The 22,664-nt window shown below is 63.1% G+C and carries 24 protein-coding genes and 1 pseudogene; 7 read left to right on the top strand and 18 right to left on the bottom strand.

From position 1 onward, the window contains the following. The 11 genes from ACFOLG_RS13620 to ACFOLG_RS13570 all read right to left on the bottom strand — a co-directional run. On the bottom strand, positions 1-81 hold an 81-nt coding region (locus ACFOLG_RS13620; protein WP_386090371.1), incomplete at its 3' end, for a biotin carboxylase N-terminal domain-containing protein. A 186-nt stretch (positions 82-267) separates the two neighbouring features. Beyond that, on the bottom strand, positions 268-1,317 hold the full coding sequence (locus tag ACFOLG_RS13615; RefSeq protein WP_386092748.1) for a proline racemase family protein: 1,050 nt from the start codon (positions 1,315-1,317) through the stop codon (positions 268-270). Continuing rightward, complete coding sequence (locus ACFOLG_RS13610) at positions 1,314-2,804, bottom strand: aldehyde dehydrogenase family protein (protein ID WP_386092746.1); 1,491 nt, start codon at positions 2,802-2,804, stop codon at positions 1,314-1,316. The genes ACFOLG_RS13615 and ACFOLG_RS13610 overlap by 4 nt, the downstream gene beginning before the upstream one ends. Before the next feature lie 37 nt (positions 2,805-2,841). Then, positions 2,842-3,558 carry an SDR family oxidoreductase gene (locus ACFOLG_RS13605; RefSeq protein WP_386092744.1) on the bottom strand — a complete coding sequence of 239 codons (717 nt, stop codon included), beginning with the start codon at positions 3,556-3,558 and terminating at the stop codon, positions 2,842-2,844. A 17-nt stretch (positions 3,559-3,575) separates the two neighbouring features. Next, positions 3,576-4,814 (bottom strand): NAD(P)/FAD-dependent oxidoreductase, encoded by a 1,239-nt coding sequence (locus tag ACFOLG_RS13600; RefSeq protein WP_386092742.1) that lies wholly within the window; start codon positions 4,812-4,814, stop codon positions 3,576-3,578. Positions 4,815-4,849: 35 nt separating this feature from the next. Continuing rightward, on the bottom strand, positions 4,850-5,851 hold the full coding sequence (locus ACFOLG_RS13595) for a 4-hydroxyproline epimerase (protein WP_386092740.1): 1,002 nt from the start codon (positions 5,849-5,851) through the stop codon (positions 4,850-4,852). Positions 5,852-5,904: 53 nt separating this feature from the next. Continuing rightward, entirely contained in the window at positions 5,905-6,780 is an 876-nt protein-coding gene (gene dapA / locus ACFOLG_RS13590) for a 4-hydroxy-tetrahydrodipicolinate synthase (protein WP_386092738.1), read from the bottom strand. Between the two features lie 65 nt (positions 6,781-6,845). Then, positions 6,846-7,511 (bottom strand): amino acid ABC transporter permease, encoded by a 666-nt coding sequence (locus ACFOLG_RS13585; RefSeq protein ID WP_386092736.1) that lies wholly within the window; start codon positions 7,509-7,511, stop codon positions 6,846-6,848. A gap of 12 nt (positions 7,512-7,523) precedes the next feature. Then, entirely contained in the window at positions 7,524-8,192 is a 669-nt protein-coding gene (locus tag ACFOLG_RS13580) for an amino acid ABC transporter permease (protein WP_386092733.1), read from the bottom strand. Positions 8,193-8,210: 18 nt separating this feature from the next. Next, positions 8,211-9,056, bottom strand: coding sequence for an amino acid ABC transporter ATP-binding protein (locus ACFOLG_RS13575; RefSeq protein WP_386092730.1), 846 nt, complete (start codon positions 9,054-9,056; stop codon positions 8,211-8,213). Between the two features lie 70 nt (positions 9,057-9,126). Then, positions 9,127-9,975, bottom strand: coding sequence for a transporter substrate-binding domain-containing protein (locus ACFOLG_RS13570; protein WP_386092728.1), 849 nt, complete (start codon positions 9,973-9,975; stop codon positions 9,127-9,129). Between the two features lie 244 nt (positions 9,976-10,219). On the opposite strand from ACFOLG_RS13570, the gene ACFOLG_RS13565 reads away from it, so the two are divergent. From ACFOLG_RS13565 to ACFOLG_RS13555, 3 genes are read left to right on the top strand one after another with little or no spacing between them, the layout of a single operon-like run. Then, entirely contained in the window at positions 10,220-10,945 is a 726-nt protein-coding gene (locus ACFOLG_RS13565; protein WP_386092726.1) for a GntR family transcriptional regulator, read from the top strand. A gap of 59 nt (positions 10,946-11,004) precedes the next feature. Beyond that, positions 11,005-11,676 (top strand): AzlC family ABC transporter permease, encoded by a 672-nt coding sequence (locus tag ACFOLG_RS13560; protein ID WP_386092724.1) that lies wholly within the window; start codon positions 11,005-11,007, stop codon positions 11,674-11,676. Further along, positions 11,666-11,989, top strand: a complete 324-nt coding sequence (locus ACFOLG_RS13555) for an AzlD domain-containing protein (RefSeq protein ID WP_386092722.1) — start codon at positions 11,666-11,668, stop codon at positions 11,987-11,989. The genes ACFOLG_RS13560 and ACFOLG_RS13555 overlap by 11 nt, the downstream gene beginning before the upstream one ends. Positions 11,990-12,140: 151 nt before the next feature. Here ACFOLG_RS13555 and ACFOLG_RS13550 read toward each other — a convergent pair whose 3' ends face one another. From ACFOLG_RS13550 to ACFOLG_RS13530, 5 genes are all read right to left on the bottom strand, one after another. Then, positions 12,141-12,641, bottom strand: coding sequence for a YajQ family cyclic di-GMP-binding protein (locus tag ACFOLG_RS13550; protein WP_349586014.1), 501 nt, complete (start codon positions 12,639-12,641; stop codon positions 12,141-12,143). Between the two features lie 56 nt (positions 12,642-12,697). Beyond that, positions 12,698-12,898: a DUF2788 domain-containing protein gene (locus tag ACFOLG_RS13545; protein WP_174874016.1), complete on the bottom strand. Its 201-nt coding sequence runs from the start codon at positions 12,896-12,898 to the stop codon at positions 12,698-12,700. 98 nt (positions 12,899-12,996) lie between these two features. Continuing rightward, entirely contained in the window at positions 12,997-14,217 is a 1,221-nt protein-coding gene (locus ACFOLG_RS13540) for an argininosuccinate synthase (protein ID WP_386092720.1), read from the bottom strand. Positions 14,218-14,253: 36 nt separating this feature from the next. Next, positions 14,254-15,177 carry an ornithine carbamoyltransferase gene (gene argF, locus ACFOLG_RS13535; protein WP_386092718.1) on the bottom strand — a complete coding sequence of 308 codons (924 nt, stop codon included), beginning with the start codon at positions 15,175-15,177 and terminating at the stop codon, positions 14,254-14,256. A gap of 333 nt (positions 15,178-15,510) precedes the next feature. After that, the gene (locus ACFOLG_RS13530) at positions 15,511-17,466 is read right to left on the bottom strand and encodes an aminotransferase class I/II-fold pyridoxal phosphate-dependent enzyme (RefSeq protein ID WP_386092716.1); all 1,956 of its coding nucleotides are present in this window, start codon (positions 17,464-17,466) and stop codon (positions 15,511-15,513) included. 113 nt (positions 17,467-17,579) lie between these two features. Between ACFOLG_RS13530 and dinG the strand changes: the two genes are divergently transcribed. The 4 genes and pseudogenes from dinG to rnk all read left to right on the top strand — a co-directional run bounded on the left by dinG (position 17,580) and on the right by rnk (position 21,638). Then, positions 17,580-19,709, top strand: a complete 2,130-nt coding sequence (gene dinG / locus ACFOLG_RS13525) for an ATP-dependent DNA helicase DinG (protein ID WP_386092714.1) — start codon at positions 17,580-17,582, stop codon at positions 19,707-19,709. Positions 19,710-19,888: 179 nt separating this feature from the next. Next, positions 19,889-20,176: pseudogene (locus ACFOLG_RS13520) on the top strand (DUF3579 domain-containing protein); the annotation flags it as partial. Positions 20,177-20,297: 121 nt separating this feature from the next. Then, the gene (gene map / locus ACFOLG_RS13515) at positions 20,298-21,098 is read left to right on the top strand and encodes a type I methionyl aminopeptidase (RefSeq protein WP_386092712.1); all 801 of its coding nucleotides are present in this window, start codon (positions 20,298-20,300) and stop codon (positions 21,096-21,098) included. A gap of 132 nt (positions 21,099-21,230) precedes the next feature. Next, positions 21,231-21,638, top strand: a complete 408-nt coding sequence (gene rnk, locus ACFOLG_RS13510; RefSeq protein ID WP_386092710.1) for a nucleoside diphosphate kinase regulator — start codon at positions 21,231-21,233, stop codon at positions 21,636-21,638. Positions 21,639-21,720: 82 nt separating this feature from the next. On the opposite strand, the gene ACFOLG_RS13505 is transcribed toward rnk, so the two are convergent. Both ACFOLG_RS13505 and ACFOLG_RS13500 read right to left on the bottom strand, forming a co-directional pair. After that, positions 21,721-22,329 carry an alpha/beta hydrolase gene (locus ACFOLG_RS13505; protein ID WP_386092708.1) on the bottom strand — a complete coding sequence of 203 codons (609 nt, stop codon included), beginning with the start codon at positions 22,327-22,329 and terminating at the stop codon, positions 21,721-21,723. Then, the gene (locus ACFOLG_RS13500) at positions 22,329-22,637 is read right to left on the bottom strand and encodes a (2Fe-2S) ferredoxin domain-containing protein (protein ID WP_386092706.1); all 309 of its coding nucleotides are present in this window, start codon (positions 22,635-22,637) and stop codon (positions 22,329-22,331) included. Before ACFOLG_RS13500 ends, ACFOLG_RS13505 begins: the two co-directional genes overlap by 1 nt. Positions 22,638-22,664 lie beyond the last annotated feature (27 nt).

Here is a 22,664-nt window from a genome sequence, read left to right as displayed (position 1 = left end):
GTTCATTTCGCTGGCGGCGCGCATGACGCGGATGGCGATTTCGCTGCGGTTGGCGATCAGGATGCTGCGGATAGAGTTCATGGTAGTAGCCACACAAAACCAGTATCGGGAAAGGCGCGGGCGCCCGGCAATTTGCGCTGGGCAGACTCAAAAATGGCGAACGCACAAGCGTTCGCCATTGCCAGCGGCGGCTTCTGCCGCTATCTGACGATAGCCAGGCAGAAGGCGGGTGCTGTAACTGCCGAAAAACGGCACGGCAATAGCCGCTTACTGCAGCTCGCCTACCAGCGGCCCCCAGGTGTCGGACAGGGCAAAGCCCTGCTGGAACGGATCGTGATCATCGACCCGCAGCCGCTCGGTGCCATACACCCAGCCGCGCCCGGTGATGCGCGGCAGGATGGCCGGACGCCCTCCTACCTCGGTCGTTGCCAGCACTTCTGCGGTGAATTCTCCACCGATGATCGACCGCGACACCTGTTTGCCCCCGACATCAATCAGTCCACGGGCGAACAGGGTGGCCAGATTGGCCGAGCTGCCGGTGCCGCAGGGCGAGCGATCGACGCGGCCGGGCTTCAGCGTGGTGCAGGTGCGCACTGCGCCATCGGCATCCCGACCGCGGAACATCACGTAGGCGATCTCGTCCAGCGACGGCATTTCCGGGTGGCAGACCTGAATCTGCCGGTTCAGCAGCGACTTGAGCGCCATGCCTGCCTCCATCAGCTCGCGCGCGTTGTCCGGCGCTATCGTCAGGTCGAGCTGTTCGGCATCGACAATGGCGTAGTACACGCCGCCAAAGGCGATGTCGGCGCGGATGCTGCCCCAGCTTGCCGTCTGCAGCGGAAAATCCAGCACCTCGACGAAACACGGCACGTTGTCGAGGCTGACCGACAGGCACTGCCCATCCTGGCAGCGGGCGGTGGCGGTGATCAGCCCGGCCGGGGTGTCCAGCCGCACGATGGTTTCCGGCTCCTGCATCGCCACCCGCCCGCTTTCCAGCAAGGCAGTCACCACGCAGATGCAGTTGCTGCCGGACATCGGGTGCGCCCGGTCGGCCTGCAGCACGATGAAGCCGGCATCGGCATCCGGGTGCACCGGCGGCAGCAGCAGGTTCACCGACATCTGCACCGCCGCCCGCGGCTCGAAAGTGACGAAACGGCGCAGGCTGTCGTCCACCTGGTTGAGGTGGTTCATCTTGTCCAGCAGCGTGGCGCCGGGAATCTCCGGCGCGCCGCCGACGATCACCTTGCCGATTTCGCCCTGGCAGTGCACCTCCACCAGCTCGATGGCATGCTTCCAGTTGAGTGCGTGCTGGCTCATTTGATGTACCAGCCCCACGGCTGCTCGCTGTCGTAGCGGGTGATCTGCTTGGTTTCCAGGTAGTTGTCCAGGCCCCAGCGCCCCAGCTCGCGGCCGATGCCGGACTGCTTGTAGCCGCCCCACGGCGCCTCGGTGAAGGTGGGCTGTGAGCAGTTGATCCACACGATGCCGGCGCGCAGCTGCGCGGCAACGCGGTCGCAGCGCTGGTCATCGGCGGACATCACCGCCGCCGCCAGGCCAAAGCGGCTGTCGTTGGCCAGCCGGATGGCTTCCGCCTCGTCGGCAAACGGCTTGATGCACACCACCGGGCCGAAGAACTCTTCGCTCCAGGCGCGGCTGTCCAGCGGCACATCGGCCAGGATGGTCGGCTCCAGGAAGTAGCCCTTGTCGAAGCCAGCCGGCTGCTTGCCGCCGGTGACCACGGTGGCACCGGCGCGGCGGGCCTCGTCGATGCCGGCCAGCACCTGATTGAGCTGGCCCTTCGACACCAGCGGCCCCAGCAGCACGCCCGCGTCCAGCCCGCTGCCGATGGTGATGTTGCGGGTTTCTTCCACCAAACGCTCCAGCAGCGGCTGGTACAGCGCCTGCTGCACCAGCACGCGCGAGGTCGCCGAACACACCTGGCCCTGGTTCCAGAAGATGCCGAACATGATCCACTCGACCGCCTTGTCGATATCGCTGTCGTCGAACACGATGAACGGCGACTTGCCGCCCAGCTCCAGGCTGACGCGCTTGATATCGCGCGCCGCGGCGGCCATCACGGTGGAGCCGACCGGGCCGGAGCCGGTAAACGCCAGTTTGTCCACGCCGGGGTGGTCGATCAGCGCCTGACCGGCCTTGGCGCCGGAGCCGGTCACCACGTTCAGCACGCCGGCCGGCAGCTTCGCCGCATCCGCAATCTCAGCCAGCACCAGGGCGGTAAGCGAAGTCAGCGCCGCGGGCTTGAGCACCACGGTGCAGCCGGCGGCCAGCGCCGGCGCCACTTTCCAGGCCGCCATCAGCAGCGGGTAGTTCCACGGGATGATGGCGCCGGCCACGCCCAGCGGCTCGCGCACCGCCTTGGAGGTGAAGCGGCCGTCGGCCAGCGCGATCGGCTCCACCGGGTTGGCATCCAGCTCTTCCGCCAGCGTGGCGTAGTATTCGAAGCAGCCGGCGGCATCGCCGATATCCCACTCGGCCTCCGGCAGCGGCTTGCCGTTGTCGATGGATTCGAGGCGGGCCAGTTCGCCCAGCCGCGCGCGGATGCCGGCGGCGATGGCGCGCAGGTAATGGGCGCGCTCCCGGCCGGGCATCTTCGGCCACGGGCCGTGGTCGAAGGCGGCGCGTGCGGCCAACACCGCCTCGTTCACATCGGCCTCGGAGGCGGCCGGCGCCTGGTGGATGACTTCTTCGGTGGCCGGGTTGATCACGTCGAAGGTGCCGCCCTCAAGCGGAAACTTCCAGGCACCGTTGATATACAGTTTGTTGATAAACAGCTTGTTGCTCATCGTTTTCTCCACAAAGTCTTTGGAATTATTGGTTTGCTCACACATGCCGGGTCAGGCCGCCGTCGACGCGCAGGTTCTGCCCGGTGATATAGCCGGCATCGTCCGACAACAGGAACGCCGCCGTTTTGGCAATCTCGGCCACCGAGCCCACCCGCCCCATGGGAATGCTGTCGCAGATGGCCGGGTTGTGCTGCAGGCTGTCGATGTAGCCGGGCAGCAGCGCATTCATGCGGATATTGTTTTCGGCATAACGGTCGGCATACAGCTTGGTGTAGGCCGCCACCGCCGCGCGGTAGGCGCAGGACAGCGGAAACTTCAGCGTCGGCTCGTGGGCGGCAAAGGTGGTGATGTTCACCCACGCGCCCTTGCCCTGCTGCAGCATCAGCGGCGTGACCAGCCGCGCCATGCGCACCACGCTCAGCAGCATCAGGTCGTGGCCCTGCAGCCAGTCCGCGTCGCTAATCTCCAGCAGCTCGCCCTTGGGCGGGTGGCCGGTGTGGGTGACCACGGCATCGATGCGGCCATAGCTGTCCACCGCCAGCTGCACCAGCGCCGCCAGGTCGTCCGGCTCGGTCACCGAGCCGCTGATACCGACCGCACCCAGCTCTGCGGCCAACCTTTCGGCACTGCCGGACGGCGACATCAACACCAGCCGGTAGCCGCGAGCGTGCAGCTCGCGGGCAATCGCCTCGCCCATGCCGCGACCGCCGGCGGTGATTACTGCCACCGGCGCCTGTGTGGTTTCAATAGCCATCTTGCGTTCCTCCAGCGTTAAAAGCGGTCGACGCGATACGGCGTCATGTCGATCGGCGGCGTCTGCCCGGTAAGCAGGTCGGCCAGCAGCCGCGCGGTGGTAGCCGCATAGGTCAGCCCCAGGTGGCCGTGGCCGGTGGCGTAGTACACGCCGCCCACCCGGGCGGACGGGCCGATGATGGGGATGGTGTCCGGCAGCGCCGGGCGGTGCCCCATCCACTCGCTGGCGCCTTCGGCCTGCAGTTGCGGCAACGCGATCTGCGCCCGCTGCACCAGCACCTTCGCGCGGCGGTAGTCCGGCGCCGCATCCAGCCCGGCCAGCTCCACCGTGCCGCCGACGCGGATGCCGCCGGCGGTGGGCGTCACCATGAAGGCCTTGGCTTGCCAGATCAGCGAGTGCTTGAGCGCGATGCCCGGCACCATGATCTGGGTGTGATAGCCGCGCTCGGTTTCCAGCGGAATCGGCTCGCCGAGCAGCGCAGACAACCGCCCGGTGTAGGCGCCAGCGGCCAATACCAGCTCGCTGCATTCGATGCGCTGGCCGTTGTCCAGCACCACCGCCTGCACCTGGCCATTGCCACTGTCGATGCCACTGACTGCGCCCTGCATCACCACCCCGCCCTGCTGCTGGAACTTGTCCACCAGCGCCAGTACCAGCTGGTACGGGTCGCGGATGAATTTATTGGTGGGGAACAGCACCGCCTTGCTGATCACCGGTGCGATGGCCGGCTCCAGTTCGCGCAGTTCTTCGCGGCCAACCTCGCGGGTGTGGAAACCGAAGCGGTTCGACAGCTCGATGTGCTCGAGGTCCGCCGCATATTCGGCCTCGTTGGCATACAGGCTCAGGCAGCCGTTTTCACTCAGCGCATCCGCCATGCCCAGCGCCTGCAGCATCGGCAGCAGGTCGTCGTAGACGCGGCGGCACAGCACGGCGCCGGCCTGCTCCAGCTCGGCCACCCGCGACGGACGGCCGGCGGCGAGAAAACGCAGCATCCACGGCAGCAGCCTGGGTGCGTAGCCGGGGCGCAGGCGAATCGGCCCTTCCGGGTCGGTCAGCCAGCCCGGGATCTTGGCCCAGGTACTGGGCCGCGAAATGGGCGGAAACTCGGTTACTGCAATGCTGGCCATATTGCCGAACGAGGCGCCACGGCCGGGCGTGTCCCGGTCCACCAGCACCACCTGCTTGCCGCGGCGCTGCAATTCGAATGCAATGGCCGCCCCAACAATGCCGGCCCCCACAACCACCGTACGACTCATGATGAATACCCTTCCACTGTGCTGGCGCCAGCGCTTCAGTCAATCAGGAAGCCGTCGGCATACGGCTCGTCGCGGTCCACAAACAGGGTGTTGAGCCCGGTGACATAGGCCTGCCCTTCCACGCTGGGGCGCACGCCCGACAGCGGGCCAACCTGCACCTCCTGCTCAATGCGGCCGATGAAGCGGCCGCCGGTCAGGCTTTGATGCACGAACTGGCCGCCTTTCTGCAGCAGGCCCTTGCTGGCCCGCTGCGCCACCCGCGCCGAGGTACCGGTGCCGCACGGCGAGCGATCCACCAGGTGGTCGCCGGCGATCACCACGATGCGGTTGTTGTAGTCGCCCGTTTCATCCGGCCCGCTCCACAGGCAATGCTTGAGGCCCTTGATCGAGGCGATTTCCGGGTGCTGCACCTCCACCGCCGCGTTTACCGCCTGCTGCACCGCGCGGCCGTAGCTCAGCAGCTCGGCAATGGAGAAATCGCTGATGTCGCGGAAGTTCTGCTGCTGCTCGACGATGGCGTAGAAGTTGCCGCCGTAGGCCACATCCACCGTCAGCGCGCCCAGGCCGGCAATGTCGATCTCCACGCCCTGGTACAGCAGGAAGGACGGCACATTGGTGAAGCGCACCGACTTGACCTTGTTGCCCACCAGCTCGTAACGGGCCTCCACCAGCCCGGCCGGGGTTTCCACCCGCACCACGCCCGGCGTCTTCGGATGCACCAGGCCGTGCTCGATGGCAAAGGTCACCGAGCCGATGGTGGCGTGGCCGCACATGGGCAGCGAGGCCGAGGTTTCGATGAAGATCAGCCCCATGTCGAAATCGGGCGACGACGGCGGGTACAACAGGGTGCCGGACATGAAGGCATGCCCGCGCGGTTCCATGGTGAGCGCGGTGCGGATCCAGTCGAAATGCTGGATGAAATACTCGCGACGCTCGGCCTGGTTAGTACCCTGCAGGTAGGGAGCGCCACCCACCACCATCCTTACCGGCATGCCTGCCGTATGTCCGTCGATACAGAAAAAAGTGTGTCGCGCCATGACCCATTACCCATTAAAAGATGGGCGACCATCACGGCCGCCCAACAGCTTGATTACTCGGAGAGCGCGGCGAATGCCTGCTTCAGATCGTCTTTTTCCGCCGCCGACAGCGGCAGCAGCGGACGGCGGGTTTCGCCCACCGGGAAGCCCACCAGTTCGCAGCCGTATTTCACTTTCTGCACGAACTTGCCGGACTCCAGGCTGGCCATCACCGGGAACATCTTGCGCATTTCTTCCTGCGCGCCCAGCAGGTCGCCGGCGTTGAACTTGTTATAGAAGCTCACTACCGGGTCGATCATGAAGTTGGCCGGGCCGCAGATCCAGCTGGTGGCGCCCCACATGAAGAAGTCCAGCGCCTGGTCGTCGCTGCCGCAGGACAGCTGGTATTTGTCGCCATAACGCTTATTGATTTCGATGGCGCGCAGCAGGTTGCCGCTGCTTTCCTTGATGGCGATTACCCGCGGGTTGTCGGCAAAGGCATCCATGGTTTCGAAACCGACTTCCACGCCCACGCGCGGCGGGTAGTTGTACAGCACCAGTTCCACGTCCACCGCGTCCAACACCGCGTTGTAGTGGGCGATCAGCTCTTCCTGGGTCGGCAGCGCGTAGTAGGGAGGCGCCAGCAATACCGCGTCATAGCCCATTTTCTTGGCGGTTTCGGTATTGGCGATTACGTCGCGGGTGGAGCCGGAGTTGGTGCCGGCAATCAGCAGCGCGCGATCGCCTACCACCTCCTTGACACAACGCAGCACGTCGGCGCGCTCGGCGGCGGTCATGGCGTAATATTCGCCGGTAGAGCCCAGCGGCACGAAACCGTGCACACCGCGCGCCAGCTGGTACTCGACCAGTTTCTCCAGCGTTTTGAAATCAATATCACCATTTGCGTCAAACGGTGTAACCAGTGCCGGAATAATACCTTTCAGTTCCATCGACCATAACTCCTGTAATTAACACAACCACCTGCCCTGTTTTATTCAGGGCTCTTGAAAACCTGTCAGATTGCCAGCTTGGCCAGCATCTTGCGTTCCACCACCGTTACCGCACGGGTAAGCGGGAAAGCCACCACGAAATAAATCAGCGCCACCATGCTTAATACTTCAACCGGCTTGGCAATATTGCTGGAGATGTTTTGCCCGACAAACATCAGGTCGGCCATGCCCACCGCCGAAACCAGTGCGCTTTCCTTGAACAGGCTGACAAAATTGGAAAGCAGGGTCGGGATGGCCCGTAAAATCGCCTGCGGCAGAATCACGTACAACACTTGCGCCATTCGCGATAAGCCCAGAGCAATACAGGCGTCGATTTCTTCCTTGCGGATGGATTTAAGCGAAGCGCGGAATGTCTCGCTGGTAATGGCTCCGGTGTATAGCGTCAGCGAAACGGTGGCCGCGACAAAGTTCGAAATATCCGTGCCGAGGGCAATCGGCAGGCAGAAGAAAAACCAGAACAATTGAATCAGCACCGGCGTGCCGCGGAAAAACTCCACATACAGCGTGCTCAGCCAGCGCAGCGCCCTGATCTGGGATACCCGGGCCAGGCTCACCGCGAAGCCGAGCACACTGCCGGCCAGCGCACACAGCATGGTCAGTTTCAGGGTCAGGCCCAGCCCCTGTACCAGCGCCTGCCAATAACCCAGCACGATCGCAAAGTCGTAGCTCATGTTTACGCTCCTTTAGCGGCTGGCCATTTCCCGGCGCCGCTCAATGGCTTGCACCAGCTGGGCGATCGGGAAAGAAATGGCGAAGTAGATAATGGCAATGACGGTGAAGGTTTCGATCGGGCGATAAGTCGTGGTCGCCAGCGCCTTGCCCTGGTACATCAGGTCCTGGATCGCCACGATGGCCACCAGCGCCGTCTGCTGGAAGATGCCGATACCGTTGGTGATCAATACCGGCACCGAGGCGCGCACCGCGTGCGGCAAGACGATGTACAGCACGCGCTGCAGCGGGCTTAAGCCCAGCGCGATACCGGCGTCGTGCTGCTCCCTCGGCACCGACTGGATCGCGGCGCGGTAGGCCTCGGCATTGAATGCCGTCAGGTTCAGCCCCAGCGCCAGCACGCCCATGGTCAGCGAGTCCAGGTAGACATCGAACAGAATCGGCACGCAGTAAAAGAACCACACGATCTGGATGATGGCCGGCGTGCAGCGGAAGAACTCCACGAACAGCATGGCCGGCGTGCGCACCAGCTTCAGCTTGCTCATTACCAGCAGCGCCACGATGAAACCCAGCGTCACGCCGATAAGGTTGGCCGCAATGGTCAGCTCGACGGTTACCTTCAAACCCTGCAGCAACTCGTCGTAGCCCTGGGACAGCCCGGAAAAATCAAAACTGTAAGACATTTGATTCACCTATCGCGGCTAGATATGGAAAACCCGGTTCAGGAATTCCTGTGTTCTTTCATGCTTGGGCGCATTGAATATCTCATCGGGAGTTCCTTCCTCCACCACCACGCCGCCGGCACAGAAAACCACTCTGGATGCAATATTTTTGGCAAACCACATATCGTGGGTAACGATCATCATCGGCATGCCCTGCTCGGCAAGCTGCAGAATCACCTGCTCGACTTCTGCCACCAGTTCCGGATCCAGTGCCGATGTCACCTCATCGAACAGCATCAGTTTCGGGTCCAGCATCAAGGCGCGGGCAATGGCAACGCGCTGTTTCTGGCCACCGGACAGCTGATTGGGATAAGCATTGGCTTTTGCCCCCAGCCCGAAACGGCTCAGCAAGGCCATGCCGCGTTCTTCGGCGGAAGACTTGCTTTCGCCACGTACTTTTCTTGGCGCCAGCGTCAGGTTCTGCAGAATGGTCAAATGCGGAAACAGCGTATAATGCTGGAACACCATGCCGATTTGCTGGCGAACATCCAGATTGATCGCGGTTTTGCCTTTGCTTTCATCGGCGCGGATATAGCTCTGACCGGCGAAATTGACCGAGCCGCTATTTACTTCTTCCAGGCCCATCATTACCCGCAGCAGCGTGCTTTTACCGCCGCCGCTCGGCCCGATTACCACCAGGCGCTCACCGGCGGCCATATCGAGATTCAAGCCTTTCAGTACCTGTACGGTGGGGCTGTAACTCTTGTGCAGGTTATTGATACGAACCAGTGGCTGATTGCCGGCGCCGGGAGCCACGGGTTTTTGCTGGCTGCCGACAGTGGCAACATCCTGCTGTGCGGTTTTATTGCTCATGATCTTGTTCATAGTTATTGCAACCTCTTTACTACGAAGGTGTCGGGTAAATGCTGCGCACAGCAGCATTTACCCTCCTGCTTTACTTGCTGGAGGCAAGCGTCTCTTGCACTGCCTTCTTGATCAGAGCGTTTACGGCACCGGAGGCCACTTTTTTCTTCAGGTAGCCATCCAGAATGGCGATGTCGTCCGGGCTGGTATTCTTGCGAATACCAAAAGCTACTTCCTGCTTGGCCAGTGCCGGGTTGGGCACGAAAGTCTTGGCCCAGTCGGCGTGCGACTCGGAGAAGATCCAGTTGGTATCGGAGGCGTCGGCGATGAAGTCCGCACGACGGGAGGTCACGGCCAGGCGGGTTTCATCGATACCCGGCAGACGCATGATCTGCGCTTGCTTGAGCACGGCAGAAACAGCCTTGTCCTGCGAGGTGCCGGACATTACCGCCACCACGGCACCCGGCTTGTCGATATCGGCCAGCGAAACCAGCTTCTTGCCGACCTTGGCGTTGGTCTTGTTGTAGACGAAGGACACTTCGTAGTTGGAGGCGGCGGTGGAGAAGCTGATGGCTTTCGCGCGCTCCGGGGTGTTGTTCAGGGCGATGGACAGGTCCCACTTGTTCGCCTGCAGGCCGGCAACGATGTTGTCCCAGGTGGTATCGACGAACTGGACTTTTACCTTCAGCACGTTCTGGCCGAAGTCACGGCACAAGTCGGCAAAGAAGCCACTGTAGTTGCCGCTCATCGGGTCACGGATCACGTACGGCGGCGCCACCGCAGCACCACAACGCAACACCCCCGCCTTCTTCACATTGGTCCACAGCGGCTCGACATCATCCGCCTTTGCAACACCCGGAATGGCAAGCGCCAGGATCGAGGCAGCCACGGCCACGGCCGGGATGCGCTTGAGGAATTTGCGTGCAACTACTTGATACATAGTGCTTCTCCTTACTTCGTTTTGTAGATATGCGCCGAGAACGCTTCTGGGGTGTACCACCAGTTCTTGCCTGCTTTTCTTGTCGACAACGTGACGACAATCGTTTTTTACATCACGGCATTTGCAGTGTCAAACACAAAAATACACAGTGTCGACAAATGTGTGGTTTTGGTACTATAGCTAGAGAGACCAGCGGCACGACGCCGTTTGTGACAGGCTTGAGGGCCTGACCGAGGAGATCAAGATGGAAGCAGATACCAAGCGCACGAAGGGTTCCAGCTCTAGGAACGTGTACGACACCCTGCGCACCGAGATACTGGAATTGAAGCTGTACCCGGGGCAGTTGCTCGATGAAACCACGCTGGCAGACCGCTTCGAGCTGTCGCGCTCACCGGTGCGTGAAGCGTTGATCCGCCTGGCGTCCGACGGTCTGGTGGTCACGCTGCCGAACCGCAGCACCATCGTGGCGCCACTGGAAATTTCCGCCTTCCCCAAGTACGTGGAAGCGCTGAGCATTGCGCAGCGGATATGCACCCGGCTGGCGGCGGAGCTGCGCAGCGAGCAGGATCTGCTCACCATCGCCCGCAAGCAGAAAGAATTTGAAGCCGCGGTGCAGTCCGGCGACCACCTGGCGATGTCGGAAAGCAACAAGAACTTCCACCTGGCCATTGCCGAAGCCGGGCGCAACCCCTACCTCACCGCGTTCTACGAGCGGCTGCTGGATGAAGGCCGCCGCATGCTGCACCTGCATTTCGAATACCTGGAGCGCACCAACGACGGCTATCTGCTCACCGACGAGCATTCGCAGCTGCTGGAGGCGATCCGCACGCAGGATGTGGAACTTGCCGACCGGCTGGCCATGGATCACACCCGCCAGTTCCGTGACAACTTCCTGCACTTCATGAAAGAGAACTACGCCAGCGACATGAATCTGGCGCTAGACATGCTGAGCGATATTGCCCTCAGCTGACCAGCCCGCCCCATCGCGACATGAACACACATACTTTCTGGCAGACGGCGCGGGCCGGGATGGCGGAGTACACGCCAACCGCCATCGGGCTGTTTCCATGGGCGGCAGCCACCGGCATGGCCATGCACGGCGCCGGATTGACGGTTACCGAGTCGATGGGCATGAGCCTCATCGTCTTTGGCGGCACGGCGCAGCTGGGTACTTTGCCGCTGGTGACCAGCGGCGCGTCGTACTGGCTGATCGTCTGCACCGCCCTCATTCTCAATATGCGGTTTTTTATCTATAGCGCGGCACTGGCGCCAGCCTTTGCCGCGGCAAGGAAAAAAACCCGCCTGCTGGCGGGCTATCTGATGAGCGACGGGGTGATGGCCACCTTTTCTGCCCGGCTGCTGGCAGAACGCGATCAGGACAAAAGGCTGGGCATGTATATGGGCCCGTCATTGCTGAACTGGCTGTGCTGGCAGCTGTTCACCCTGGTCGGCATCCTTGCCGGCACCCTGCTGCCGGCCCATTGGCCTATCGGCTTTCTGGCCACCATTTCCCTGCTGATGCTGGCCACCCCGATGATCAGCAATCTACCGATGGCCGCAGCGGCAACAGCCACCGCCGTGGTGCTGATCCTGCTGCACAGCCTGCCATTCCGCCTCGGCTTTCTGCTGGCAATTCTGGCCGGCATGCTGACTGGCTATCTGATAGAACACACCGTCCGGAAAGACACACATGCTGCCTGATACTGTCGCGCTCTGGCTCGCCTTCATCCTGGTCGGCCTTGCCACCACGCTACCGCGCAGCAGCTTCCTGCTGGCACCGAAAAAGTACCAGCCGTCGCAGCATTTTTATGCCGCACTGAAGTACGCCCCCATTGCCGCCCTGACCGCCATCATCGTCCCCGACGTGCTGGCCATCGACCAGAGTGCGCCCTTGCTTGGCCCCAAGACCGTTGCCGCCGTCGGCACCGTCCTGACCATCCTGCTCACCCGCAATCCCTGGCTGCCATTTGTGACCGGCACCGCCAGCTTGCTGCTACTGCATGCGCTGAGATAAGTGCTGCCAAGGCAAGCCAGATGCGGCCAGCAGCAGACTCGAATGAAAAAAACCGGGGCAAAGCCCCGGTTTTTTCTGCCGCCGCCCCACGCTCGGCAGGTCGGCACGCCGTGACCGCCAACATGCTTGCGGCCAACCTTGCAACTGCACGTCAGTCGCGGAAGTTGTTGAACTGCAGCGGGAAGCCGCCTTCCATGTCAGACACAATTTCCTTGCGCAGCAACGCGATCACTTCCTGCAGGTTGTCACGCTTGGCGCCGGTAACACGCACCGCCTCGCCCTGAATCGCAGCCTGCACCTTGATCTTGGCATCCTTGATCATCTTGACGATTTTCTTCGCCAGATCACCTTCCAGACCCTCTTTCACGGTAACGGTCTTCTTGACCTTGTTGCCGCTCACCTTCTCCAGCTTGCCGTAGTCCATGCAGCGCACGTCGATGCCGCGCTTGGCCAGCTTGCTCACCAGGATGTCATTCACCTGGTCGAGCTGGAATTCACTGTCGGCAAACAGGGTCAGTGTCTTGTCGCCGGTTTCGATGCGGGCATCGGAGCCCTTGAAATCGTAGCGGTTGGTCACTTCCTTGTTGGACTGGTCGATGGCATTGCGCAACTCAACCTTGTCGATCTCGGACACGATGTCAAACGACGGCATGTAAAGCTTCCTTTCCCTGGCAGCCGGCAGGCTGCCTGACAGCGTGGTGGCGACCCTTACGGGATCAGGAATTCCACCAGAATGTTCTTGAACACGAATCCGCCCACCCCCAGGCCCAGCACCAGGAACAGCACGAACATGCCGAACTTGCCGGCCTGCGACTTCTTGCCCAGGTCCCAGACGATGAAACCCATGAAAATGATCAGGCCGGTCAGCAGGATGCCCATCGACCAGTTGGTAAATTGCTCTTCACTCATGACAGCAGCTCAGCAGGGTTGCGGTTGACCGGCAATTATACGGCGCGCAAACAAAAACCGCACCCCGAGGGGTGCGGTCTGGCTTGACGCAAGACAGCTTACTTGTTCAGGCGGCCGGCAATGCGCATGCGCAGTGCGTTCAGCTTGATGAAACCGCCGGCGTCGGCCTGGTTGTAAGCGCCGCCGTCGTCGTCGAAGGTGGCGATGTTCATGTCGAACAGCGAGTTGGTCTTGGAGTCGCGGCTCACCACGATTACATTGCCCTTGTACAGCTTCAGGCGTACCCAGCCGTTGACGGTCTGCTGGGTGTAGTCGATCAGGGTCTGCAGCGCCTTGCGCTCCGGCGCCCACCAGTAGCCGTTGTAGATCAGGCTGGCGTAGCGGGCCATCAGGTCGTCCTTCAGGTGCGCCACTTCGCGGTCCAGAGTGATGGATTCGATCGCGCGGTGTGCCTTCAGGATGATGGTGCCGCCCGGGGTTTCGTAGCAGCCGCGGGACTTCATGCCCACGTAGCGGTTTTCCACCAGGTCCAGACGACCGATGCCGTGCTTGCCGCCCAGTTCGTTCAGCTTGGCCAGCACTTCATGCGCTTTCAGGCGCACGCCGTTCAGCGCCACGATGTCGCCGTTCTCGAACTCGACATCCAGGTATTCCGCCGCATCCGGTGCCGCTTCCGGCGACACGCTCCAGCGCCACATGGCTTCCTCGGCCTCGGCGGACGGGTTTTCCAGGTGACGGCCTTCGTAGGAGATGTGCAGCAGGTTGGCGTCCATCGAGTACGGTGCGCCGCCGCCCTTGTGCTTGGCTTCTACTGGGATGCCATGCTTTTCGGCATAGGCCAGCAGTTTTTCACGCGACAGCAGATCCCATTCGCGCCACGGGGCGATCACTTTCACGTCCGGCTTCAGGCCGTAGTAGCCCAGCTCGAAACGCACCTGGTCGTTACCCTTGCCGGTGGCACCATGGGAAACGGCGTCGGCATTGGTCAGGTTGGCGATCTCGATCTGGCGCTTGGCGATCAGCGGGCGGGCGATGGAGGTACCCAGCAGGTACTCGCCTTCGTACACGGTGTTGGCGCGGAACATCGGGAACACGAAGTCGCGCACGAATTCTTCGCGCAGGTCGTCGATGAAGATGTTTTCCGGCTTGATGCCGAACTTCAGCGCCTTCTGGCGTGCCGGCTCCAGCTCTTCGCCTTGACCCAGATCGGCGGTGAAGGTCACCACTTCACACTGATAGGTGTCTTGCAGCCACTTCAGGATCACCGAAGTATCCAGGCCACCGGAATAGGCCAGTACCACTTTATTGATGTCAGCCATCGTTTTCTCTTTCCACAGGTGTGAGTTTGTGCCGGCTCAGTCGTTGAGCTGACCCAGCAACAGGTATTCGATCAGGGCCTTCTGGCCATGCATGCGGTTTTCCGCCTCGTCCCAGACCACGCTTTGCGGGCCGTCGATGACATCGGCGGCCACTTCCTCGCCGCGATGCGCCGGCAGGCAGTGCATGAACAGCGCGTCCGGGTTGGCCGCACGCATCAGCTCGGCGGTCACCATATAGCCATCGAAAGCCTGGCGACGGGCCTCTGCCTCGGCCTCGTAGCCCATGCTGGTGAACACGTCGGTGGTCACCAGATCGGCCCCTTCCACTGCCGACAGCGGGTTGTGGAACGCTTCGAAGCAGTCGCTGCCGTAGTGTTCGCCGTCCAGCGTGGCCAGCTCGTAGCCGACCGGGGTGGCCACCTTGAGCTTGAAGCCCAGCAGCTTGGCGGCCTGCAGCCAAGTGCGCGCCATATTGTTGCCATCGCCGATCCAGGCCACGGTCTTGCCGCGGATATCGCCGCGATGCTCAATATAGGTCAGGATGTCGGCCAGGATCTGGCAGGGATGATATTCGTTGGTCAGGCCGTTGATCACCGGCACGCGCGAGTTGGCCGCCAGGCGCTCTACCAGGCTCTGCTCGAAGGTGCGGATCATGATCACGTCGCTCATGCGCGACAGCACGCGGGCGGTGTCTTCCACCGGTTCGCCGCGCCCGATCTGCGAGCTCTTGCCGTCCAGGAACATGGCATGGCCGCCCAGTTGCGCCATGCCGGCCTCGAACGACACGCGGGTGCGCGTGGAGTTCTTCTCGAAAATCATCGACATCACCTTGCCCACCAGCGGCTGGTACAGCTGCCCGGACAGCTGTCGTCGCTTCAGAACCTGGGCACGCTGAAACAGGTATTGATATTCTGCCGCGGTAAGGTCGCTGAACTGGAGATAGTGTCTGGGTTGGCTCATGATGAATTCCGAAAAAATTAATGCCACCGCAGCGTGAAAACTTGGCGTTTTCATGCGCAGTGGCACATTACTACACGCAAACCATCCGTCATTGAATGAAGGAGCGCAATTGTCGAGGCCCGTCGGGCCATGATTTACAAAATTGCGACATGGTTATATGTATCCGAAATCCAGTGCGCTGACAACCCCGCCACGCCCGCCACGCCGGGCCCGGCCGCCATTTTCAGACCGGCATGGCTGACAAAACAATGGCTTAGCGCGGCAGCGGGTGTTTAGGATTATTAACGTCCGCACCCCAGGTTGGCCGCATGCCCATGGCAACCGTCCCAAAGATCAGTTGAACCAGCCGGCGCTGGGCAAGCCCGCCAACTCCTCCGCGCGCAGCACCCGCACGCAATACTCGCCATCCTCGGCCAGCCCGTGCATCTCGATCGACTTCTGCGTCTTCAGCAAGCGCGCCAGGTAGGCGACGATAGGCGCCGCGATCACCTGCCCCGGCACCAGCACCGGAATACCCGGCGGATACGGCACGATCTGGTCGCAGCACACCCGCCCGTACAGCGCGGCGTTGGGCAGGCCGTCGTCGTCCAGCAGCGGCAGCCGTTCGCCGGCCTCGTAGAACGCATCGCGCGGCAGGCAGGCCAGCCGCGAGAACGCGGGCAGCTCCGGCAAGCGGTGGTACTGCCGCGGCGGGCGCTGCTCCTTGGCCAGCCGCAGCAGCGCATCGAACAGCCGCGACACCTTGCTGCGCGTGGTGCCCAGCGTCAGCAGCAGGGTAACGGTGTTGAAGGTGGATTTTTCGAGCTGGATATTGAAACGCTCGAACAGCACGTGGCGCAGCTCGTCGCTGGAGTAACCGGACTGCGCGATGTCCACGGTGATCTTGGTCGGGTCCAGCTGCACCCCCTCGCCGCGCATGCCGTCCGGCAGCAGATCCTCCAGCTCCAGCACGCGGAAGGCGCCGGTGGAGTTGATCTTGCCGCGCAGCTCCTGCGCCAGCCGCAGCGCGCGGTCCAGCAGCCGGTAGCCCTCGGTCACCGCCTGCTTGCGCGCCACGTCCAGCGAGGCGATCAGGTTGTACTGCGGGCTGGTGGAGGTGTGCATATTGAAGTTTTCGCGGAACAGGTGCTCGTCGAAGGCCGGGTCGTTGACGTGGATCATGCTGGCCTGCGAGAACGCCGACAGCACCTTGTGCGTGCTCTGCGTCACATAGTCCGCCCCGGCCTCCAGCGCCGTGGGGCGGAACGCCGGGTGGAAGCGCGCGTGCGCATACCAGGCCTCGTCGACGATCACCTTGATGCCGGCGGCGTGAGCGGCGGCAACGATGGGCGCCAGATCGTAGCGCAGCCCGTCGTAAGTGCAGGAGGTCAGGATCAGCACCCGCGCGTCCGGGTTGGCCGCAATGGCGTCGTAGATCACCTGCTTGGCCACTGGGCCGAAGATGCCGTAATGGCGGTTGAGCGCGGAATCCAGGTACACCGGCCGCGCGCCGGACAGGATCACGCCGTGGTGCACCGACTTGTGACAGTTGCGGTCCAGCAGCAGCTTGTCACCCGGCGCCAGCAGGGTCTGGAAGATCACCTTGTTGGAAGTGGATGTGCCGTTGGTGGCGAAATAGGTGTTGCGGGCGCCAAAGGCCTTTGCGGCCAACCTTTGCGCCTCGGCGATCACCCCGGTGGGGTGCAGCAGCGAATCCAGCATCGGCACCGACACCGACAGGTCGGCGCGCAACATCTGCTCGCCGACGAAATCGTAGAAATCGCCCACCCACGGGCTGCCCTTCAGCGAATCGCCGCCGGAATGCCCCGGCGTGTGCCAGGAATCCTTGGCCATCGCCACGTACTGCTTGAGCCGGTCGTAGAACGGCGTGGCCGCCTTCTCGCCCATTTCTGCCGACAGGATGCGGCACCAGCCGCTGACATCCTGCTCGTCGCGATAGAAATAGCCGTCGATGGCATGGCTGGCCAGCTCCTCCATCAGCAGCTTCTCGTCGTCGTCCTGCAGCAGGATGTATAGCGACAGCTCCGGCCGCAGCTGGTTGATGTGATTGGCCAGCGCCACCGCCGGCTGCGACTCGCCGTTCTCGCGCAAGCCCTTGTCGATCAGCACGATCTGCAGCTCACCATCGGCCAGCACCCGCTGTGCCGCCTCGGCACTGCCGGCCACGCCGGCCACGCACAGGCCGAACGGGTTGTCGAGGTTGGCCGCGGCCTGCTGCAGCCCCGCCACCACCTCCGCCAGCCACGGCGCATCGCTGCTGACCACCAGCACCCTGCTTACCGGATCCATGCCGTCTCCTTGCGCCATGACGTGTCGCTGACTTCATCCTATGCCGCGCCTGCGCGTCATGCCACGTTGGCCGCAGGCGGCGCGCCGGGGGCGAATCCGTTACAATGCGCGCCATGCTGACCGACGCCGAAAAAGACCTGCTGCGCGACCATTACCGCGCCATCGCCGACAACCTGCCGGGCTTCCGCCCGCGTGCCGCCCAGCGCCGCATGCTGGCGGAGATCGCCAATGCCTTTGGCCGCGCGCTGCCGGTGAACGCAGAAGGCGAGGCGGTGGCGCGCAACGGCGAGAGCATCGCCGTGGTGGAAGGCCCCACCGGCGTCGGCAAGAGCCTGGCCTACCTGCTGGCCGGCGGCGTGATGGCCAAGTGCCGCGCCAAGAAGCTGGTGGTCACCAGCGCCACCATCGCGCTGCAGGAGCAGCTGGTCAATCGTGACCTGCCGTTCCTGATCGAGAAAAGCGGCCTGGCGCTGACCTTCGCGCTGGCCAAGGGCCGTGGCCGCTACCTGTGCCCGTACCGCCTGTACCAGCTCACCTCCGACCACGCCCAGGGCGAGCTGCTGGCGCCGGACCCGACCGTGGCGCTGTGGGAGCGCAAGCCGGAGCAGGCGGAGATCGACGCCCTGCGCCAGCTGTCCGACGCCTTCTACTACCGCCGCTGGAACGGCGACCGCGACACCTGGGCCGAGAACATCGAAGACGACTTGTGGCGCCGCGTCACCAACGACCGCCACGGCTGCCTGAAAGCCGGCTGCCCCAACCGCGCCGAATGCCCGTTCTACCTGGCGCGCGAAACGCTGGAAACCGTAGACGTGGTGGTGGCCAACCACGACCTGCTGCTGGCCGACATCACCATGGGCGGCGGCGTGATCCTGCCGGCGCCGGAACACAGCTTCTACTGCATCGACGAGGCGCACCACCTGGCCAAGAAGGCGGTGAACCAGTTCGCCGCCGAACACAGCGTGGCACAGGCCATGGGCTGGCTGGACAAGGTGGCGGCGCTGGCCACCCGCGTCGACGCGCTGATCGACAAGCCGGAGCTGTCGGTCAACGCCATCGACGCCGCCGGCGCCTGCCTGGAAAGCCTCACCGAATGGCTGTGGCTGCTGCAGGGCGAGCCGTCGCTGGAAGCCGCCAGCGACAATATGGAACCGTCCTGGCTGGTGGAAGACGGCATGCTGCCGGAACACATGAAGATTCCTGCGGCCAACATGGCGCTGTCGGCGCGCAGCCTGTACAAGAACCTGTCCGGCATGGCCGATGCACTGGGCGCGCTGCGCAAGGACAAACAGCAGGACGCGCTGCTGCTGGACAAGACCAGCGCCGACGCCGGCTTCTTCGTCGGCAAGTGCGAACAGCTGACCGCGCTGTGGGATCTGTTCGAGAAAGAGCCGGACGAAGCGGCACCGCCGATCGCCAAGTGGGTAACGCGCCGGCTGGACGGCAAGGGCGACTACGTGTTCTCCGCCTCGCCGGTCAGCGCCGCCGCCAGCCTGGCCGCCACGCTGTGGCGCCGCGCCGCCGGCGCCCTGCTCACCTCCGCCACGCTGCGCTCGCTGGGCAATTTCGACCTGCTGCTGTCGCAAACCGGCTTGAAATGGCTGCCGGATGTCACCTGCACCGCGCTGGATTCGCCGTTCAACTTCGGCGAGCAGGGCGAGCTGTACCTGCCGCCGCTGGCCGCCACCCCCAAAGACCCGTCCGCCCACACCCAGGAAATCATCAACTGGCTGCCGCGGCTGATCGACTGCAGCGAAGCGGTGGGCACCCTGGTGCTATTCACTTCGCGCAAGCAGATGAACGAGGTGGCCGACGGGCTGGATGCCGCGCTGCGCGAGCGGGTGCTGCTGCAGGGCGAGCTGCCCAAGGCGGTGATCCTGGAGCGCCACTACACGGCACTGCAGGAAGGCCGCGCCAGCGTACTGTTCGGGCTGGATTCCTTCTCCGAGGGGCTGGACTTGCCGGGCGAAGCCTGCGTGCACGTGATCATCGCCAAGCTGCCGTTCGCCATGCCGGACGACCCGGTTGGCCGCACGCTGGCGCGCTGGATCGAAAAACGCGGCGGCAATCCCTTCGTGGAACTGACGGTGCCGGAAGCCTCGATCAAGCTGGTGCAGGCGGTAGGCCGCCTGATCCGCACCGAGAGCGACTACGGCCGCGTCACCATCCTCGACAACCGCATCGTGCGGCAGAGCTACGGCAAGAAGCTGCTGGCTTCGCTGCCGGCTTTCAAGCGTATCTGAGCGCCTGCCATTAGGGAAATCCGCCTTTTTTGCAGGTGTCCCGCTAGCCGTTTTCGGTTAAAATCGAGGGATAACCCGCAAACCTGTCGGCCTACAATTACAAAACAGCGCCCCGCATAATAAACAGACAGGACACGGACAGAGACCACACCCCACAAGAACAAGCGCCCGGTTACGTCATGATCTGCAACCCCTACGAAATTGTTATCCAAGGTGTCACCTCCGAAGGTCGTACCTTCCGTCCCAGCGACTGGGCCGAGCGTCTCGCCGGCATCCTGTCCTCGTTCGGCGACGACCAGAAACTGGCCTACCACCAGTTCGTGCGCCCGATGCTGCTGGACGGCATCCGCTGCGTTGCCGTCGACAAGAAAATGGAAAAACTGCACCCGCCGGTATTCCGTTTCCTGATGGACTTCGCCAAGGACAACGACCTGCGCATCGTCGACTGCCGCACCCTGATCGACGAGGTCTACCCCAACCAGTTCCTGGCCTGAGCAGCTGGCCGGCAAGCAGAAACGGGCGCCGCGTGCGCCCGTAACTACTTGATATTTGCTACCATTACACGTTCACCCATCAAGCGATTACAGCATGGCCATCGTCATCAAGACTCAGGAAGACATCGAGAAAATGCGCATCGCCGGCCGCCTGGCCGCCGAAGTGCTGGATTACATCACCCCGTTCGTGAAGCCGGGCGTGACCACCGAAGAACTGGACAAGCTCTGCCACGACTACATGGTGAATGTGCAGGGCACCATCCCGGCGCCGCTGAACTACGCGCCGGACGGCACCAACCCGTACCCGAAATCGATCTGCACCTCGATCAACTACGTGATCTGCCACGGCATTCCCGACAACAAGCCGCTGAAGAAGGGTGACATCGTCAACCTGGACATCACCGTGATCAAGGACGGCTACCACGGCGACAACAGCCGCATGTACTACGTGGGCGAGGTCAGCGACTTTGCCCGCCGCCTGTGCAAGGTGACCTACGAGTGCATGTGGAAGGGTATCGAGAAAGTGAAACCGGGCGCGCGCCTGGGTGACATCGGCTACGCCATCCAGCGTCATGCCGAGGCCGCCGGCTACAGCGTGGTGCAGGAATTCTGCGGCCACGGCATCGGCACCAAGTTCCACGAAGAACCGCAGGTACTGCACTACGGCCAGCCGGGCACCGGCCTGGAGCTGAAGGTCGGCATGATCTTCACCATCGAGCCGATGATCAACCAGGGCAAGCGCCACCTGCGCATCCTGGCCGATGGCTGGACGGTGGTAACCAAGGACCGCGGCCTGTCCGCGCAATGGGAACACACCATCCTGGTGACCGAGAGCGGCTACGAAATCCTCACCACCTCGGATGGCACCCCGCCGAAACCGGTGTTCAAACACTAAGGCGACCGAACCATCCGCCAGTGCGGATGTCATTCATAGAAGGCGTGGCCAAGGCCACGCCTTCTGCTTTATGGGTGCGCCTGACGCCCCGTTCACCCCGCGCGGCCGGGCCGCAGCCGAAGGAGCCATAGCATGCCAACACTGCCGAGCATTATTGTTTCCAGCCTGGACTACGAGCGCCTGTCCGCCCTGCTTGCCGGCGAGGCCGGCCACAGCGAGGTTGGCCGCGCACTGGAAGACGAGCTGGATCGTGCCGACATCGTGGAGCCGGCCGACATGCCGGCCGACGTGGTGACCATGAACAGCCGCGTGCGCTTCCACCTGGGCAACGGCAACATCCGCGAACTCACCCTGGTTTACCCGCGCGATGCCGACGGCAGCGCGGACCGCATCTCCATCCTGGCGCCGGTGGGCTGCAGCCTGCTGGGCATGGCGGTGGGCCAGAGCATGGACTGGCCACTGCCGGATGGCAGCCACATCGTGGTCACCATCGACGGCATCAGCTACCAGCCGGAAGCCGCCGGCGAGCCGCACCGCTGAGCAGCACCAACATGCGGCCAACGTTGGCCGCATACGCAAAACGGGCTGCCTGGGCAGCCCGTTTGCTTTACGCTCGCAGCGCTCACCAGCAGCGCTTGATCATCGCCGCCAATTGCACCAGCCGGCCATGGAAGAAGTGCCCGGCAGCCGGGAACACCATTACCGGCAGCTGCTGCGGGCGCGCCCAGTCCAGCACCGCGGACAGCGGAATCACTTCATCCGCCTCACCGTGAATCACCAGCGTGTCTTCCGGCACGTGCGGGGTCGGGACCACGTACTTGCCCACCGCCACGCCCATCAGCAGCAGCTTGTCGGCCTCGACACGCTCGCGTACGCGCGCGGCGACGAAACCACCAAAGGAGAAGCCGGCCAGCGCCAGCGGCAGTTCGCCCTGCTCTGCCTTGGCGTGGGCGATCACCGCCAGCACGTCGTCCACCTCGCCATTGCCGTAGTCGTGTTCGCCCTCGCTGTCGCCCACTCCACGCAGGTTCGGCAGGTAGCAGACATAGCCCAGCTGTGACAGCGCCTTGGCAGCAGTCTGCACCACCTTGTTGGTGTTGGTGCCACCCTGGGTGGGGTTGGGGTGGCAGATCACTGCGATACCGGTAGCATCGCCCGCCGCCGGAATCACGATGGTTTCCAGCTTGCCCACCGGGCCGGCGATATCGATTTTCTGCAGCTGCTTCAGCATCAGACTTTCAGCCTTTCCACCACCTCGCCACCCACCATGTGGCGCTCGATGATCTCATCGATGTCTTCCTTGTCGATGAAGGTGTACCAGGTCTCCTGCGGGTAGACCACCATCACCGGGCCATCGTCGCAGCGCCCCAGGCAGCCGGCCTTGTTGACGCGGATCTTGCCGTCGCCAGCCAGGCCGCGCGCCTTGATCTGGTCCTTCATATAGCCCAGCAGCTCGCTGGCGCCGTGGTTGTTGCAGCAGGCCTCGCCTTCGGCGCGCTGGTTGCAACAGATGAATACGTGCTTGTCGAAAAAGCTCATCGTGGTTCCTTGTCGTGCCTGCGGCCA

It is taken from the genome of Vogesella facilis (genome assembly GCF_042648525.1).
Lineage (GTDB): Bacteria > Pseudomonadota > Gammaproteobacteria > Burkholderiales > Chromobacteriaceae > Vogesella > Vogesella facilis.
This window is presented reverse-complemented; position numbering and strand designations above follow the sequence as displayed.

Coding starts and splice junctions, on each gene's coding strand:
- ACFOLG_RS13615 (WP_386092748.1), bottom strand. CDS start 1,317: ATGAGCCAGCACGCACTCAACTGGAAGCATGCCATCGAGCTGGTGGAG.
- ACFOLG_RS13610 (WP_386092746.1), bottom strand. CDS start 2,804: ATGAGCAACAAGCTGTTTATCAACAAACTGTATATCAACGGTGCCTGG.
- ACFOLG_RS13605 (WP_386092744.1), bottom strand. CDS start 3,558: ATGGCTATTGAAACCACACAGGCGCCGGTGGCAGTAATCACCGCCGGC.
- ACFOLG_RS13600 (WP_386092742.1), bottom strand. CDS start 4,814: ATGAGTCGTACGGTGGTTGTGGGGGCCGGCATTGTTGGGGCGGCCATT.
- ACFOLG_RS13595 (WP_386092740.1), bottom strand. CDS start 5,851: ATGGCGCGACACACTTTTTTCTGTATCGACGGACATACGGCAGGCATG.
- dapA (WP_386092738.1), bottom strand. CDS start 6,780: ATGGAACTGAAAGGTATTATTCCGGCACTGGTTACACCGTTTGACGCA.
- ACFOLG_RS13585 (WP_386092736.1), bottom strand. CDS start 7,511: ATGAGCTACGACTTTGCGATCGTGCTGGGTTATTGGCAGGCGCTGGTA.
- ACFOLG_RS13580 (WP_386092733.1), bottom strand. CDS start 8,192: ATGTCTTACAGTTTTGATTTTTCCGGGCTGTCCCAGGGCTACGACGAG.
- ACFOLG_RS13575 (WP_386092730.1), bottom strand. CDS start 9,056: ATGAACAAGATCATGAGCAATAAAACCGCACAGCAGGATGTTGCCACT.
- ACFOLG_RS13570 (WP_386092728.1), bottom strand. CDS start 9,975: ATGTATCAAGTAGTTGCACGCAAATTCCTCAAGCGCATCCCGGCCGTG.
- ACFOLG_RS13565 (WP_386092726.1), top strand. CDS start 10,220: ATGGAAGCAGATACCAAGCGCACGAAGGGTTCCAGCTCTAGGAACGTG.
- ACFOLG_RS13560 (WP_386092724.1), top strand. CDS start 11,005: ATGGCGGAGTACACGCCAACCGCCATCGGGCTGTTTCCATGGGCGGCA.
- ACFOLG_RS13555 (WP_386092722.1), top strand. CDS start 11,666: ATGCTGCCTGATACTGTCGCGCTCTGGCTCGCCTTCATCCTGGTCGGC.
- ACFOLG_RS13550 (WP_349586014.1), bottom strand. CDS start 12,641: ATGCCGTCGTTTGACATCGTGTCCGAGATCGACAAGGTTGAGTTGCGC.
- ACFOLG_RS13545 (WP_174874016.1), bottom strand. CDS start 12,898: ATGAGTGAAGAGCAATTTACCAACTGGTCGATGGGCATCCTGCTGACC.
- ACFOLG_RS13540 (WP_386092720.1), bottom strand. CDS start 14,217: ATGGCTGACATCAATAAAGTGGTACTGGCCTATTCCGGTGGCCTGGAT.
- argF (WP_386092718.1), bottom strand. CDS start 15,177: ATGAGCCAACCCAGACACTATCTCCAGTTCAGCGACCTTACCGCGGCA.
- ACFOLG_RS13530 (WP_386092716.1), bottom strand. CDS start 17,466: ATGGATCCGGTAAGCAGGGTGCTGGTGGTCAGCAGCGATGCGCCGTGG.
- dinG (WP_386092714.1), top strand. CDS start 17,580: ATGCTGACCGACGCCGAAAAAGACCTGCTGCGCGACCATTACCGCGCC.
- map (WP_386092712.1), top strand. CDS start 20,298: ATGGCCATCGTCATCAAGACTCAGGAAGACATCGAGAAAATGCGCATC.
- rnk (WP_386092710.1), top strand. CDS start 21,231: ATGCCAACACTGCCGAGCATTATTGTTTCCAGCCTGGACTACGAGCGC.
- ACFOLG_RS13505 (WP_386092708.1), bottom strand. CDS start 22,329: ATGCTGAAGCAGCTGCAGAAAATCGATATCGCCGGCCCGGTGGGCAAG.
- ACFOLG_RS13500 (WP_386092706.1), bottom strand. CDS start 22,637: ATGAGCTTTTTCGACAAGCACGTATTCATCTGTTGCAACCAGCGCGCC.